The sequence below is a fragment of the Pseudomonas sp. KBN10P06128 genome, assembly GCF_037574945.1.
Taxonomy (GTDB): domain Bacteria; phylum Pseudomonadota; class Gammaproteobacteria; order Pseudomonadales; family Pseudomonadaceae; genus Pseudomonas; species Pseudomonas aeruginosa.
Window position 1 is genome coordinate 194,143 of record NZ_JBBELR010000001.1, and the last position, 15,579, is coordinate 209,721.

The 15,579-nt window shown below is 68.8% G+C and carries 13 protein-coding genes; 9 read left to right on the forward strand and 4 right to left on the reverse strand.

The annotated features are described in order from the left end of the window. Positions 1–112 precede the first annotated feature (112 nt). Complete coding sequence (ahpF, locus tag VQ065_RS00885) at positions 113–1,678, forward strand: alkyl hydroperoxide reductase subunit F (RefSeq protein WP_003083830.1); 1,566 nt, start codon at positions 113–115, stop codon at positions 1,676–1,678. 79 nt (positions 1,679–1,757) lie between these two features. Here ahpF and ppk2 read toward each other — a convergent pair whose 3' ends face one another. Continuing rightward, positions 1,758–2,654, reverse strand: a complete 897-nt coding sequence (gene ppk2, locus VQ065_RS00890) for a polyphosphate kinase 2 (RefSeq protein ID WP_003128346.1) — start codon at positions 2,652–2,654, stop codon at positions 1,758–1,760. 454 nt (positions 2,655–3,108) lie between these two features. Here ppk2 and VQ065_RS00895 point away from each other — a divergent pair, with 454 nt between their 5' ends. After that, on the forward strand, positions 3,109–4,458 hold the full coding sequence (locus tag VQ065_RS00895) for an 8-oxoguanine deaminase (protein WP_003083834.1): 1,350 nt from the start codon (positions 3,109–3,111) through the stop codon (positions 4,456–4,458). Positions 4,459–4,564: 106 nt separating this feature from the next. Beyond that, positions 4,565–5,617: a nucleoside hydrolase gene (locus VQ065_RS00900; protein ID WP_003083836.1), complete on the forward strand. Its 1,053-nt coding sequence runs from the start codon at positions 4,565–4,567 to the stop codon at positions 5,615–5,617. Between the two features lie 36 nt (positions 5,618–5,653). Here VQ065_RS00900 and VQ065_RS00905 read toward each other — a convergent pair whose 3' ends face one another. The 3 genes from VQ065_RS00905 to VQ065_RS00915 form a co-directional block, all read right to left on the reverse strand. Then, positions 5,654–6,502 carry a nucleoside-specific channel-forming Tsx family protein gene (locus VQ065_RS00905; RefSeq protein ID WP_003083838.1) on the reverse strand — a complete coding sequence of 283 codons (849 nt, stop codon included), beginning with the start codon at positions 6,500–6,502 and terminating at the stop codon, positions 5,654–5,656. 34 nt (positions 6,503–6,536) lie between these two features. Beyond that, on the reverse strand, positions 6,537–7,163 hold the full coding sequence (locus tag VQ065_RS00910) for a nucleoside 2-deoxyribosyltransferase (protein ID WP_003083840.1): 627 nt from the start codon (positions 7,161–7,163) through the stop codon (positions 6,537–6,539). A 149-nt stretch (positions 7,164–7,312) separates the two neighbouring features. Beyond that, entirely contained in the window at positions 7,313–7,831 is a 519-nt protein-coding gene (locus VQ065_RS00915) for a nucleoside 2-deoxyribosyltransferase (protein WP_003083842.1), read from the reverse strand. 238 nt (positions 7,832–8,069) lie between these two features. Between VQ065_RS00915 and VQ065_RS00920 the strand changes: the two genes are divergently transcribed. From VQ065_RS00920 to VQ065_RS00945, 6 genes are all read left to right on the forward strand, one after another. Further along, positions 8,070–9,167 (forward strand): BMP family ABC transporter substrate-binding protein, encoded by a 1,098-nt coding sequence (locus tag VQ065_RS00920; protein WP_003083844.1) that lies wholly within the window; start codon positions 8,070–8,072, stop codon positions 9,165–9,167. A 72-nt stretch (positions 9,168–9,239) separates the two neighbouring features. After that, a complete protein-coding gene (locus VQ065_RS00925; protein ID WP_003083846.1) occupies positions 9,240–10,202 on the forward strand; it encodes an isopenicillin N synthase family dioxygenase in 963 nt (320 codons plus the stop codon). Between the two features lie 104 nt (positions 10,203–10,306). Next, the gene (locus VQ065_RS00930; RefSeq protein ID WP_003083850.1) at positions 10,307–11,257 is read left to right on the forward strand and encodes an adenosine deaminase; all 951 of its coding nucleotides are present in this window, start codon (positions 10,307–10,309) and stop codon (positions 11,255–11,257) included. A gap of 196 nt (positions 11,258–11,453) precedes the next feature. After that, positions 11,454–11,999, forward strand: coding sequence for an RNA polymerase sigma factor (locus tag VQ065_RS00935; RefSeq protein WP_003112642.1), 546 nt, complete (start codon positions 11,454–11,456; stop codon positions 11,997–11,999). Further along, complete coding sequence (locus tag VQ065_RS00940) at positions 11,996–12,991, forward strand: FecR family protein (protein WP_023098419.1); 996 nt, start codon at positions 11,996–11,998, stop codon at positions 12,989–12,991. The genes VQ065_RS00935 and VQ065_RS00940 overlap by 4 nt, the downstream gene beginning before the upstream one ends. A gap of 146 nt (positions 12,992–13,137) precedes the next feature. Then, positions 13,138–15,525 carry a TonB-dependent siderophore receptor gene (locus VQ065_RS00945; protein WP_003083856.1) on the forward strand — a complete coding sequence of 796 codons (2,388 nt, stop codon included), beginning with the start codon at positions 13,138–13,140 and terminating at the stop codon, positions 15,523–15,525. The last annotated feature ends 54 nt before the right edge of the window (positions 15,526–15,579 follow it).

A 15,579-nucleotide genomic window follows, 5' to 3' on the forward strand; every position in this document is an offset into this window, starting at 1 on the left:
CCGGCGGACGATCCCTCGCGGATCGTCCGCCCTTCACCCAGCCAACGCGCCGTGCAGGGCGGATGTCCCATCCGCCGGGGATACGTTTGCCCGAATTTCGAGGAGCTGAACCATGTTGGACGCCAATCTTAAAACCCAGTTGAAGGCCTACCTGGAAAAGGTCAGCCAGCCGTTCGAGATCGTCGCGTCCCTCGATGACAGCGACAAATCCCGCGAGCTGCTGGGCCTGCTGCAAGACATCGTCGGCCTGACCGACAAGATCACCCTGAAGACCGACGGCAGCGATGCGCGCAAACCGTCGTTCTCGCTGAACCGCCCCGGTGCGGACATCGGCCTGCGCTTCGCCGGTATCCCCATGGGCCACGAATTCACCTCGCTGGTGCTGGCCCTGCTGCAGGTAGGCGGCCACCCCTCCAAGCTCGACGCGGACGTGATCGAGCAGGTCAAGGGCATCGAGGGCACCTTCGAGTTCGAAACCTACTTCTCGCTGTCCTGCCAGAACTGCCCGGACGTGGTCCAGGCGCTGAACCTGATGGCCGTGCTCAACCCGAACATCCGTCACGTCGCCATCGACGGCGCGCTGTTCCAGGATGAGGTCGAGGCGCGCCAGATCATGTCGGTGCCGAGCATCTACCTCAACGGCGAAGTCTTCGGCCAGGGCCGCATGGGCGTGGAAGAGATCCTCGCCAAGATCGACACCGGCGCCGCCGCCCGCGACGCCGAGAAGCTGACCGCCCGCGACGCCTTCGACGTGCTGGTGGTCGGCGGTGGCCCGGCCGGAGCCGCGGCGGCGATCTACGCCGCGCGCAAGGGCATTCGCACCGGCGTCGCCGCCGAGCGCTTCGGCGGCCAGGTGCTGGACACCATGGCCATCGAGAACTTCATCTCGGTGCAGGAGACCGAAGGGCCGAAGCTGGCGCGGGCGCTGGAAGAGCACGTGCGTCACTACGAGGTCGACATCATGAACCTGCAGCGCGCCAGCAAGCTGGTTCCGGCGAAGAACACCGGCGAGTTGCACGAGGTGCAGTTCGAGAGCGGCGGCAGCCTCAAGGCCAAGACCCTGATCCTCGCCACCGGCGCTCGCTGGCGCGAAATGGGCGTGCCCGGCGAGCAGGAATACAAGGCCAAGGGCGTGTGCTTCTGCCCGCACTGCGACGGCCCGCTGTTCAAGGGCAAGCGCGTGGCGGTGATCGGCGGCGGCAACTCTGGCGTCGAGGCGGCCATCGACCTGGCCGGCATCGTCGCCCATGTGACCCTGCTGGAATTCGACAGCAAGTTGCGCGCCGATGCCGTGCTGCAACGCAAGCTCTACAGCCTGCCGAACGTCGAGGTGATCACCAGTGCCCTGACCAGCGAAGTGAAGGGCGACGGCCAGAAGGTCACCGGCCTGGTGTACAAGGACCGCAACTCCGAGGAGTTCAAGTCGATCGAGCTGGAAGGCATCTTCGTGCAGATCGGTCTGCTGCCCAACACCGAGTGGCTCAAGGGTAGCGTCGAGCTGTCGCCGCGTGGCGAGATCATCGTCGACGCCCGTGGCGAGACCTCGCTGCCCGGCATCTTCGCCGCCGGCGACGTGACCACGGTGCCGTACAAGCAGATCGTGATCGCCGTGGGCGAGGGCGCCAAGGCTTCGCTGAGCGCCTTCGACCACCTGATCCGGACCTCCGCGCCGGAGTGACCCGGCCAGCGACCGTCGAACCAGGGACGCCCGGAGCGCGAAAGCGCCCCGGGCGTTTTCGTTGGCGCGACCGCCCGCCTCAGGCCGGGATATCCAGGTTCGCGTGGCCCGGCGCGGCGGCCGCCTCGGCGTAGACCTTCTCGTCCTCCTCGATCACCCGCGAGGCCGGCCCCACCAGCAACGGGTCCGGCTCATGGGCGATGCGCCGGTCCTTGTCCGGGTAGTCCAGCGAGTGCAGGAAGTGGCGGATGCAGTTGAGTCGCGCGCGCTTCTTGTCGTCGGACTTGATGACCGTCCACGGCGCGTCGGCGGTGTCGGTATGGAAGAACATCGCCTGCTTGGCGGCGGTGTAGTCGTCCCATTTGTCCAGAGACTTGATGTCGATGGGCGACAGCTTCCAGTGCTTGAGCGGATCGTCGCGGCGCGAGATGAAGCGCCGCAGTTGCTCCTCGCGGCTCACCGAGAACCAGTACTTGAACAGCAGGATGCCGCTGTTGCTCAGCATGCGCTCCAGCTCGGGGGCCTGGCGCATGAACTCCAGGTATTGCAGTGGCGAACAGAAGCCCATGACCCGCTCGACGCCGGCGCGGTTGTACCAGGAGCGGTCGAAGAAGACCATCTCGCCGGCGGTGGGCAGGTGCTGGATGTAGCGCTGGAAATACCACTGGCCCTGCTCCTGGGAGGAGGGTTTCTCCAGGGCTACGATCCGCGCGCCGCGCGGGTTCAGGTGCTCCATGAAGCGCTTGATGGTACCGCCCTTGCCGGCGGCGTCGCGGCCTTCGAACAGGACCACCACGCGCTGGCCGGTCTCCTTCACCCAGCTCTGCACCTTGAGCAGTTCGATCTGCAGGTCGTGCTTGGCTTTCTCGTACTCGTTACGGCGCATCCGCGTGTGATAGGGATAGTTCGCCGGCAGGCTCGCCGAGGTGCTGTCCTCGCTGCTGCCGTGGGGCGCGCTGGCGACCTGCAGGGCCACCGGCTTCTGGCTGATCGCCTGGATCTCCTCGCGGGCTTTCTGCGCCGGGCTGGCCACCCGCGGGCGGCGGGTCGCCGGCTTGCGTGGGGCGCGGCGGGCGGCTGGCCGGGCCGGCTTGGCCGGCTGCGCGGCGGGTTGCTCGGGGGAGGGGGGAGTGACAGTGGGTTCTTCGCTCATGCGGGGCTCCTTCCGTTCTACGTTTTCAGCTATGCAGTCCCCCACTCTATGCCCCTGCCGGAGGTCGTCCGTTGACCCCCATCAAACCGCGCCCGGCTGCCGCCGGGAGGAAAGCCTTACACCTCTCCGACAATCCCTTGTAGGATATCGCCACGCGCGCGGCGTCCCGTCGCCCCGCGGACCTGGATCAGCAGACAGGGTGAACACTGAGCTGGCTCTCATCAACCGAGGGCCGGCAGCGTTCGCGCCGGCCCGCCGATCCGACGAAGGTCCGCACATGTCCCGCACCTGGATTCGCAACCCCCTCGCCATCTTCACCGCCAACGGTCTCGACGCCGCCGGCGGCCTGGTCGTCGAAGACGGCCGCATCGTCGAGCTGCTCGGCGCCGGCCAGCAGCCCGCGCAGCCCTGCGCCAGCCAGTTCGACGCCAGCCGGCACGTGGTCTTGCCGGGACTCATCAACACCCATCACCACTTCTACCAGACCCTTACCCGCGCCTGGGCGCCGGTGGTCAACCAGCCGCTGTTCCCCTGGCTGAAGACCCTCTATCCGGTCTGGGCGCGGCTGACCCCGGAGAAGCTCGAACTGGCCACCAAGGTGGCGCTGGCCGAGCTGCTGCTGTCCGGCTGCACCACTGCCGCCGACCACCACTACCTGTTCCCCGGCGGCCTCGAACAGGCCATCGACGTGCAGGCCGGGGTGGTCGAGGAACTGGGCATGCGCGCCATGCTCACCCGCGGCTCGATGAGCCTCGGCGAGAAGGACGGCGGCTTGCCGCCGCAGCAGACGGTGCAGGAAGCCGAGACCATCCTCGCCGACAGCGAGCGACTGATCGCTCGCTACCACCAGCGCGGCGAAGGCGCCCGGGTGCAGATCGCCCTGGCGCCCTGCTCGCCGTTCTCGGTGACTCCGGAGATCATGCGCGCCAGCGCCGAACTGGCGGCGCGCCATGACGTACGCCTGCACACCCACCTGGCGGAGACCCTCGACGAGGAAGACTTCTGCCTGCAGCGCTTCGGCCTGCGCACCGTGGACTACCTGGACAGCGTCGGCTGGCTCGGCCCGCGCACCTGGCTGGCCCACGGCATCCACTTCAACGCCGAGGAGATCCGCCGGCTCGGCGAGGCGGGCACCGGTATCTGCCATTGCCCGAGTTCGAACATGCGCCTGGCCTCGGGCATCTGCCCGACCGTGGAGCTGGAGGCGGCCGGCGCGCCGATTGGCCTGGGAGTCGATGGTTCGGCCTCCAACGACGCCTCGAACATGATCCTCGAGGCGCGCCAGGCCCTGTACCTGCAACGCCTGCGCTACGGCGCCGAGCGGATCACCCCGGAACTCGCCCTGGGCTGGGCCACCCGTGGCTCGGCACGCCTGCTCGGACGCAGCGACATCGGCGAGCTGGCCCCCGGCAAGCAGGCCGACCTGGCCTTGTTCAAGCTCGACGAGCTGCGCTTCTCGGGTAGCCACGACCCGCTCTCGGCGCTGCTGCTATGCGCTGCCGACCGTGCCGACCGGGTAATGGTCGGCGGCGCCTGGCGAGTGGTCGACGGTGCCGTGGAAGGGCTCGACCTGGCCGCCCTGATCGCCCGCCACCGCGAGGCGGCGAGCGCCCTGATCGCCGGGTGAGGCGGGCGCCGACGGAGGAGGCGCCAGGCTTCCTCTGTCGGTTCGCATAGGTCGGCGCCTGGCCTGCAACCGGCTAGACTTCGGCATCCCCCACCAGGAGCCGACCATGTCCCGCGCCGCCCGCCCCCGCAATCGCTTTTGCAGCCTTCTGCTAGGACTCTCCCTGCTGATGCCCGCCAGCCTTCCTCTGTCCGCTGCCGAAACGGCGGCGGCGCAATCGCCGCGGACCCTGATCATCGACACCGACCCGGGCGCCGACGACGTGATCGCCCTGCTGTTCGCCATGGCCTCGCCGAAGGAGCTGAAGATCCAGGCGCTGACCACCGTCGCCGGCAACGTGCCGCTGGCAAAGACCGCGCGCAACGCCCGGCTGGCCCGCGAGTGGGGCAAGCGCCCGGATATCCCGGTCTACGCCGGCGCCCCGCGGCCGCTGCTGCGCACGCCGATCTACGCCGCCGACGTACACGGCAGCGAAGGCATCACCGGCGTCGAGGTGCATGAGCCGAAGCAGCCGCTGGCCGAAGGCAACGCGGTGGACTACCTGATCCGTACCCTGCGCGCGGCGCCGGAGAAGAGCGTGACCCTGGCCATGCTCGGCCCGGAGACCAACCTCGCGCTGGCCCTGACCCAGGCCCCGGACATCGTCAAGGGCATCCGCGAGATCGTGATCATGGGCGGCGCCCACTTCAACGGCGGCAACATCACCCCGGCCGCCGAATTCAATATCTTCGCCGACCCCCACGCGGCGGAAATCGTGCTCAAGAGCGGGGCGCCGATCACCATGCTGCCGCTCGACGTGACCCACAAGATCCTCACCAGCCCCGAGCGCATCGCCAAGCTGCGCAACCTCGGCAACCGAGCCGGCAAGACCGTCGCCGACATCCTCGACGCCTACGTCCAGTACGACATCAAGTACTACGGCCTGAAGGGCGGCCCGGTGCACGACGCCACGGTGGTCGCCTACCTGCTCAAGCCCTCGCTGTTCAAGGGCAAGCGGATCAACGTGCAGGTCGACAGCCGCGAGGGCATCACCTTCGGCCAGACCGTGGCCGACTGGTACGGCGGCCTCAAGCAGCCGGCCAACGTCGAGTGGATCAACGAGGGCGATGCCCAGGGGTTCTTCGACCTGCTCACCGAGCGTATCGCCCGCCTGCCCTGAGCGGGCTTCCCGCGGCGCCCGGCGTGGGCGCCGCGCTCAGAACGCGTAGCCGACGTTGAAGTAGTGGCCGATCCCGCTGGAGTCGGTGCGGCGTCCGTCCAGTTGCTCGCCGTCGCGCCACTGGGTCATGTTGCGGTAGACCTTGGCGCCGTAGCCGAACTTCCAGTGTTCGGTGTGATACCAGAGCCCGAGGTAGGCCTGGAAGCCGTTATCGGTACGGTATTCGCGCTCGAAGGCATCGTCCTTGTCGGGCAGCTTCGAGCCGAACTCGTAGTCGAAGAAGCCCTGGAAGGCGATGAAGCGCTTGCCGCCGAACTGCGCCAGCGGCTTGAACCAGTTCATGTGGGCGACGTAGCCGTCCCAGGCGTTCTCGTTGGACGCGCCGTAGTTCTTGTCGATGTAGCGCGCGTAGAGATTGAGCCCCACCGTACCCAGCCAGGGCAGCTCGGTGTTGGTGCCGATGCCCGACCACAGCACGTTCAGCCCCGGTCCCTGGCGCGCGTCGGCGTAGTAGTAGTCGAAGGCGACGAACCATTCGCGGATCGGGCCGATGGAGAAGTCGCGGCCGAGCAGGCGGTCGATGGAGAGACGCGGCTCGATGTCGACGAACCAGTTCTCGCCGTCGGGTACGTCCGAGCTGGCGTCGTCGAAGAGGTTCTTGTAGTCGATGTAGCCGTACAGGTCGAGCACCCCCTTGCGGCCGCCGAACTCCCATTCCAGGTAGCTGTCGTCGGTCAGGTAGGGGCCGCCGCGCTGGTTGAACGCGCGGTAGACGTGCAGGTTGTTCCAGAGCCCTTCGCGGGCGGCGTTCTCGTCGTTGTTTTCGGCGCCGAAGGCGGCGGCCGCGCACAGCGGGGCGGCACAGCACAGCAGGGCTTTGCGCATGGGAAGTCCTTGCCTGGAGTGGGACGGGTCGGACTCAGCCGCGGGATTGCCCGGCGAGTTGCCGGAGAGCCTGCTCGGCGTCGCCGACGACGATCCTGCCGGGCACCGCCAGCATCAGGTTGAGCGGCAGGCCGAACTCTTCCAGGGCCATGCCGTCGCGGTCGCGGGTCGGATCCTCGCCGACCAGCTCCGGGGCGTGCCGGCGGATCCGCTCGGCGTAGCTGCCGGCGTCGTCGACGTAGCCATAGACCGGCTTGCCGAGAGCGGTGGCGTAGCCGACCTCGAAGGCGGTGCCGCTGTCCGGCTCGGCGCCGCGGAAGAAGTTCAGGTTGGCCAGCACCGCGTCGGCGCGTTCGATCAGGCCGATGTTGGCGCGGTAGATCCAGGCCGCCTGTTCGCGCGGCTCGGCGAGCTGTTTCGGCAGCGCGTTGTCCAGCGGGTAGAGGCCTTCGAAGCCGTAGCGTGCGCACAGTGCCTTGAGCGCTTCGCCGTGGGCGACGGCGTCGGCGCGGAACACGTCGGGACCGGCCAGATAGAGTTTCCGCGGTCTGGCCGCGGCGCGTACGCCCGGCAGGCTGCCGAGCAGGGCGCCGGCGGGCAGCAGCAGGGCCGCCAGGCGCAAGAAGGTACGACGGCTGCTGGAACCGTTGGATCGGCTCATCGGGTGCTCCCCCCAGGATGCCGGACGCCCCGCGCGGGGGCCGTTGTTGTCCGGGGATTATGGGCAGCAAGCGACATGCCAGGCGGCGCCTACCTGTCAGCAGATAGGCGGCGGCTCGCGTGCTTCTTCCGGCGCTCGGCGCGGGCGCTTCAGGCGTTCCCGCCGAGTTCCTCGGCGAGGCGTCGCAGGGCCTCGCGCGGGCCGCCGGCGACCAGCCGCGAAGGCACCGCCAGCATCAGGTTCAATGGCAGGCCGAAACCCTCCAGTTGCCATCCGTCGCGGTCCTCGCCGGGGTGCTCGCCGAGCCATTCCGGCGCCAGCCGGGCGAGGCGCTCGGCGTAGGCGCCGGCATCGCTGAGGTAGGCATATACCGGCTTGCCCAGGGCCAGGGCGTAGCCCACTTCGAAGGCGGTGCCGCTGTCCGGCTCGCTGCCGCGGAACGGTTCGAGGTTGGCCAGCACGCAGTCGGCGCGCTCGATCAGGCCGACATTGGCGCGGTAGATCCAGGCGGCCTGTGCGGCCGGCTCGCGGATGTCGGCGGGCAGGGCGTGGTCGAGCGGGTAGAGGCCGAGGAAACCGAACTCGGCGCAGAGCGCCTTGAGGGTTTCGCCATGGGCTTCGGCGTCGGGGCGGAAGACGTCCGGCCCGGCCAGGTAGATCGCGGTCATCGCGTGCGTGCCTTGTTACGGAAAGCCAGCGCCCATGGTAGCGCCATCGTGGCGGCGCCGGCATGCACCAAGCGATGGCGCGCTGCACCGTCCTGCAGCCGCGCCGGCATGGCGCGGCACGCAGAAGCGCGGGCTTGAGCGGAGTTGTCCGGGTGGTCAGGTAATTGCATCGGCGGGCGGGCTGAACGCGAAGCCACGCCCGATGGCCAACCCTGCACTCACCGGAGCACGCCCATCCATGAAACACCGTCGCACGCAATCCCGCATGTCCGTCCTGCGCCGCCTTGCCGCCGTCCTCGGCCTCGGCGCCTGCGCTCTCGCCGCCGAGGCCGCCGAACCGCTGAAGATCGGCTTCGTCTATGTCGGCCCGGTCGGCGACCACGGCTGGACCTACCAGCACGAACTGGGCCGCCGCGAACTGGTGGAGCACTTCGGCGACAAGGTGAAGACCAGCTTCGTCGAGAACGTCGCCGAGGGCGCCGACGCCGAGCGGGTTATCCGCAACCTGGCGAAAGACGGCTACGGCCTGGTCTTCACCACCTCCTTCGGCTACATGAACCCCACCGCCAAGGTGGCCCGGCAGTTTCCCAAGGTGACCTTCGAGCACGCCACCGGCTACAAGCGCGACAGGAACCTCGGCACCTACCTGTCGCGCTCCTACGAGGGACGCTACGTCGGCGGCTTCCTCGCGGCGAAGATGACCCGCAGCCACAAGATCGGCTACATCGCCTCGTTTCCGATTCCCGAGGTGATCCGCGACATCAATGCGATCCAACTGGCGCTGGACAAATACGACCCGCAGGCCGAACTCAAGGTGATGTGGGTGAGCACCTGGTTCGATCCGGGCAAGGAGGCCGACGCGGCCAACGCGCTGATCGACCAGGGCGTCGACGTGGTGTTCCAGCACACCGATAGCCCGGCGCCGATCCAGGCCGCCGAGCGTCGCGGGGTGTACGCCGTGGGCTACGCCTCGGACATGCAGCACTTCGGTCCGAAGACCGTGCTCACCTCGATCGTCAACGACTGGGGCCCGCACTATATCCGCTCGGCCCAGGCGGTGATGGACGGCACCTGGAAAGCCGAGGACTTCTGGGGCGGCTTGGCCGAGAGTACGGTGGTCCTGCCGCTGAACCAGGAGGTGCTGCCGGCGCCGGTGCGGGAAGAGGCGGGCAGGCTGATCGAGTCGATCCGCAGCGGAGCCTTCCACCCCTTCACCGGGCCGATCCGCGACCAGTCCGGCAAGGAGCGTTTCGCCGCCGGCGTCAGCGCGACCAATGCCGACCTGGCGTCGATGAACTATTACGTGGAAGGCATCAAGGCCGACCTGCCGAAGTGAGCCCTGGCCTTGTATGGAAAAAGTCGCCGAGCGCAGGCACTTTCCGTACAGGGCCCATCGAGGAGAGCGCGATTGGACCGTCTACCCATCATCGACATCGCCCCGCTCTACGGCGCCGACCGTGGCGCCTGGAACGACGTGGCGCGGCGGATCGACCAGGCCTGCCGCGAGTGGGGCTTCTTCTACATCGCCGGACACCCGTTGCCGGCCGCGCGCTTCGAAGCCCTGCTGGCGGCGGCGCGGGAGTTCTTCGCGCTGCCCGTCGAAGAGAAGCTGAAGATCGATATCACCCGTAGCCGCAACCATCGCGGCTATGGCGCGATCGCCACCGAGCAGCTCGACCCGGCGTTGCCCAGCGACTTCAAGGAGACCTTCGACATGGCCCTGCACCTGCCGGCGGAGCATCCCGACGTGCGCGCCGGCAAGTCCTTCTACGGGCCCAACCGACACCCCGACCTGCCCGGTTGGGAGGCCCTGCTGGAAGGACACTATGTCGACATGCTGGCGCTGGCCCGTACCGTGCTGCGCGCCCTGGCCATCGCCCTGGGGATCGAGGAGGACTTCTTCGACCGCCGCTTCGAGCAGCCGGTCAGCGTATTCCGCCTGATCCACTATCCGCCGGCCGCCGCCCGGCAGAGCACCGACCAGCCCGGCGCCGGCGCGCACACCGACTACGGCTGCGTGACCCTGCTCTACCAGGACGCCGCCGGTGGCCTGCAAGTGCAGAACCGCCAGGGCGAATGGATCGACGCGCCGCCCATCGACGGCACCTTCGTGGTCAACATCGGCGACATGATGGCGCGCTGGAGCAACGACCGTTACCGCTCGACCCCGCACCGGGTGATCAGCCCGCGCGGGGTGCATCGCTACTCCATGCCGTTCTTCGCCGAACCGCACATGGACACCGAGATCCGCTGCCTGCCGGGCTGCTTCGACGCGGACAACCCGCCGAAGTATCCGCCGACCACCTGTGGCGAGTGGCTGACCTCGCGCTTCGCGCAGACCTATGCCTATCGGCGCGGCGAAACGGCCTGAGCCGCCCGTCGCGCGCGGGAGCGGCTCGCGGGTTTCCCTCGGGCCTGACTCCCGGGACAGGTTAAACTTGCCGGCAAAGACCAGCCTGATCGAGAACCCACCCCATGTACGAATGGCTCAACGCCTTGCCCAAGGCCGAACTGCACCTGCACCTGGAAGGTACCCTGGAGCCGGAGCTGCTGTTCGCCCTCGCCGAGCGCAACCGCATCGCCCTGCCCTGGAACGACGTCGAGACCCTGCGCAAGGCCTACGCCTTCAACAACCTGCAGGAATTCCTCGACCTCTACTACGCCGGCGCCGACGTGCTGCGCACCGAGCAGGACTTCTACGACCTGACCTGGGCCTACCTGCAGAAGTGCAAGGCGCAGAACGTCGTCCACGTCGAGCCGTTCTTCGACCCGCAGACCCACACCGATCGCGGCATTCCCTTCGAGGTGGTGCTCGCCGGCATCCGCGCCGCGCTGCAGGACGGCGAGAAGCTGCTGGGCATCCGCCATGGGCTGATCCTCAGCTTCCTCCGCCACCTCAGCGAGGAACAGGCGCAGAAAACCCTCGACCAGGCGCTGCCGTTCCGCGACGCCTTCATCGCCGTCGGCCTCGACAGCTCGGAAGTCGGGCATCCGCCGAGCAAGTTCCAGCGGGTCTTCGACCGCGCCCGCAGCGAAGGCTTCCTCACCGTCGCCCATGCCGGCGAAGAGGGGCCGCCCGAGTACATCTGGGAAGCCCTCGACCTGCTCAAGGTCGAGCGCATCGACCACGGCGTGCGCGCCTTCGAGGACGAGCGGCTGATGCGGCGGCTGATCGACGAACAGATCCCGCTGACCGTCTGCCCGCTGTCCAACACCAAGCTCTGCGTGTTCGACGACATGAGCCAGCACACCATCCTCGACATGCTCGAACGCGGCGTGAAGGTGACGGTGAACTCCGATGACCCGGCCTACTTCGGCGGCTATGTCACCGAGAACTTCCATGCCTTGCAGCAGAGCCTGGGAATGACCGAGGAGCAGGCCAGGCGCCTGGCGCAGAACAGCCTGGATGCGCGCCTGGTGAAGTGAGGGCGGCGCGCCGGGCAACCCGGCGCGCGACCCGCAAGGCGTTTCGTCGTCGCCGGCTTCTCGGTATTGATGATAAGCATTATCATTTGCGGGCTGCTCAGCATTCCCATGGCGCCGCCCCGGCGCCGGCTTTCGTGCAGCCGTCCCATCACCGATGCCCGACCGCGACCTTCCCTCCGGCCCGCGCCCGGATGCCTTGCCGGCAGACGGCGAGGCGGCGCGCCGCGCGGATCTGCTCAAGGCCTTCCTGGCCCAGCGCCAGCGCATGGAAAGCCTGGTCAGCCGCTGGGTCGGCTGCCGGGCGACCGCCGCCGACCTGGTCCAGGAACTGTTCCTGCGCTTCTGGCGGCGCCCGGCCGCCCCGGTGGAGGAGCTTGGCAGCTACCTCCTGCGCAGCGCGCGCAACCTGGCCATCGACCACTTGCGTGGCGAAGGATCGCGGCAACGGCAACTGGACGATTGGCTGCCGGAGCAGCGCCAGGGCGAGCCGGTCGGTCCCGAGCAGGCGCTCGAGGCCGGCGACCAGTGGCGCCGGGTCGAGGCCGCCTTGCGCGGCCTGCCCGAGCGGACCCGGCGGATTTTCCTGCTCAATCGCATCCACGGCCGCACCTACGCGGAGATCGCCCAGGCCATGCAGCTTTCCCAAAGCGCCGTGGAAAAACATATGATGCGCGCCCTCGACGCCTGCAAGGCGAGCCTGGCCGGCCCGGCCGGCGAGCAGGCAAGGAGCGCCCAGCCATGACCCGACCCGATAGCGACGCCGCGCCCTACGATCCCGTCCTCGAGCAGACCGCCCAGGCCTGGCTGGTGCGCCTGCGCGGTACGCCGGATGCGGCGACCCGGCGGGCCTTCGAGGACTGGCTGGCGCAGCGGCCGGCGCATGCCGAGGCCTATGCTCGCGCCGAGGCGCTCTGGCGCCTGACGGAAATACCGGCGAGCCGCCTGGCCATCGAAGAGGCCGATGCCCTGGAAGCCTACCTGCGGCCGCGCCGAGCGTCGCGCAACCCGCGGCGCTGGGCCTACCCGCTGGCCAGCGTCGCCTGCCTGCTGGCGATGCTCTGGCTGGGCGGCTGGTGGCAGCCCGGCGACTGGCTGCAGGACTGGCGTGCCGACTATGTCGCCGCGCCGAGACAGGTCGCCGAATGGAAGCTGGCCGATGGCTCCTACCTGAGCCTGGACGCCGGCAGCGCGGTGCGCGTGCGTATCGACGGCGGCCAGCGGCGGGTCGAACTGCTGCGCGGCGCCGCCGCGTTGCGGGTGAAGCGCGACACGCTGCCATTCGTGGTCGAGGCCGGCGAAGGCCGGGCGCGGGTACTGGGCACCGAGTTCGAGGTCCGTCGCGGCGCCGGGGAGACCCGCGTCACCGTGCTGCAAGGGCGGGTCGCGGTGAGCGCCGGCACGGGCGCGGGCGCCGCCGAGGAAGTGCTGGGCGCCGGCCAGCAGGTCGGCTTCGCCGACGGCAGGCTGGGCCGGCCCGTGGCCATCGACGCCGCCGCCGCGCTGGCCTGGCGCCAGGGCTGGCTGAGCTTCTACCGGCGGCCGCTGGCGGAAGTGCTCGACGAACTCGCTCGCTACTACCCCGGACGCATTCTCCTGCTCGACGACGCGCTCGGCCGCCAGCCGGTCAGCGGCAGCTTCCGCAGCGACGATCCCGAAGCCGCGCTGAAGTCGCTGCAGGCGGTGCTCGGCTATCGCCAGCAGATCCTGTTCGGACGCCTGGTGGTGATTCGCTGAAGGCGGCCCCGCTCCGTTTGGCGCAGGAATTTTTCCCGGCGAAGAATTTTTTTGCGCTGCGGGGTGAGGTAAAGCCGGCGCCGCTTCGTGTAGTGCTCATGACCGCGATTGATTCGCATTAGAAAAGCGACCGACACGAGCAACCCATGACCCCCTTCCCGCGCTTCGCCCTGCGTACTCTCCCCGCCCTGTTCCTCAGCCTCGGCTGTCTCGCCGCCACCGTGCAGGCCGCCGAGGCGGTTCGCTACCGCTTCAGCCAGGCTGCCGCGCCGCTGGCCCAGGCGCTCAACGCGTTCAGCCGGGCCAGCGGGCAGACGCTGCTCTACACCGCCGAGCTGCCGCCGCAGGCGACCGCCCCGGCATTGCACGGTTCGCTGGACGCGGAGGAGGCGCTGCAACGCCTGCTGCAGGGCAGCGGCCTGCGCGCGCGGCGGATCGACGAGCGCACCCTGACCCTGGAACCGATCCCCGCCAGCGGCGCGCTCGACCTCGATGCCACGACGGTGTCCGCCGCCGCCCCGGCGCAGGGCTACCGGCCGGCGGCCAACGCCTCGATCAGCCGCGGCGATGCGCCGCTACTGGAAATCCCCCAGGCGATCAGCGTGGTCCCGGCACAGGCGCTGCAGGACCAGCGCCCGCGCAACCTTGACGACGCGCTGGGCAACATCAGCGGCATCACCCAGGCCAACACCCTCGGCGGTACCCAGGACGCGGTGATGAAACGCGGCTTCGGCGACAACCGCGACGGCTCGATCATGCGCGACGGCATGCCCTCGGTGCAGGGCCGCAATTTCACCGCCACCGCCGGCCACGTCGAGGTGCTGAAGGGGCCTGCATCCCTGCTCTATGGCATCCAGGACCCGGGCGGGGTGGTCAACGTGGTGAGCAAGAAGCCGCAACTGCAACAAGCCAACGCCCTGACCCTGCGTGGCTCGGCCTACGCCCACGGGCGCAACGGCAGCGGCGGCCAGCTCGACTCCACCGGCCCGCTGGGCGACAGCGGACTGGCCTACCGGATGATCCTCGATCATGAGGACGAGGATTACTGGCGCGACTTCGGCAAGAGCCGCGAGACGCTGGTGGCGCCCTCGCTGGCCTGGTACGGCGAGGACACGACGGTCAACCTGAGCTACGAGCACCGCGAGTTCACCACGCCGTTCGACCGTGGCACGGCCATCGACCCGCGTACCAACCGCCCGCTGGACATCCCGCGCAGCCGGCGCCTGGACGAGCCCTTCAACATCACCGAGGGCCGTTCCGAGCTGACCCGCCTGGATCTCGAACGGCAGCTCGACGACACCTGGAAGGCCCACTTCGGCTACGGCTACAGTCGCGAGACCTACGACGACAACCAGGCCCGGGTGATGGCCGTGAATGCCGACGGCACCCTGACCCGGCGCATGGACGGCACCCACGGCGCGGTCAGCAGCGACAGCTTCGCCACCCTCGGCCTGAGCGGAACGCTGCAACTGGCCGGGATGCAACATGACCTGCAATTCGGCATGGACCACGAGAAGCGCAAGATCTTCCGCGCCGACCTGCTGCGCGACAGCAAGACCAGCCGCTTCGACTACCTCGACCCGGCCTATGGCCAGGTGGTGCCGTCGACCCGGGTGGTCGCCGGCGACAGCGACCAGACCGACAAGCTGCGCAGCGACTCGCTGTATTTCCAGGACTCGATCCACCTGGACGAACGCTGGATCCTGGTCGGCGGCGCGCGCTACCAGATCTACGACCAGCTCGCCGGGCGCGGCCGGCCGTTCAACGCCAACACCGATATCAACGGGCAGAAATGGGTGCCGCGCGGCGGCCTGGTCTACCGCCTGAGCGACGAGGTTTCGCTGTACGGCAGCTACACGCGCTCGTTCAAGCCGAACTCGACCATCGCCCCGCTGAGCACCGGCGAGACCATCGATTCGGCGATCCTGCCGGAGGAGGCGACCTCCTGGGAGCTGGGCGCCAAGCTGGATGTGCCGGGGCGTCTCAGCGGCACCCTGGCGCTGTTCGACATCCGCAAGAAGAACGTGCTGGTCAACGAACTGGACGGTGCCGGCAACAGCAGCGTGCGCGCCGCCGGCCGGGTCCGCTCGCGCGGCCTGGAGCTGGACCTCACCGGCCAGCTCAGCGAACGCTGGAGCCTGATCGGCAGCTACGCCTGGCTCGCCGCGGAAGTCACCGAGGACCCGACCCTGGAGGGCAAGCGCCTGCAGAACGTGGCGCGCAACACCGCGTCGCTGTCGGCGGTCTACGAACTCGGCCAGCTCTTCGGCGGCGACCGCCTGCGCCTGGGCGGCGGCGCGCGCTACGTCGGCAAGCGCCCGGGCGACCCGGCCAATTCCTTCGACCTGCCGTCCTACACCGTGGCCGATGCCTTCGCCAGCTACGACACCCGCTTCGGCGGACACGGCGTGAAGTTCCAGCTCAACGTGAAGAACCTGTTCGACCGCACCTACTACCCGTCCAGTGCCAATCGCCTGTACGTGGCGATGGGCGAGCCTCGGCAGTTCCAGCTGTCGACGACGGTGGAGTTCTGAGTCGGCGCTCGTTCCTGGCGGGGTTCCTGGCGTCCTCCTGGACGATGGGAGGCC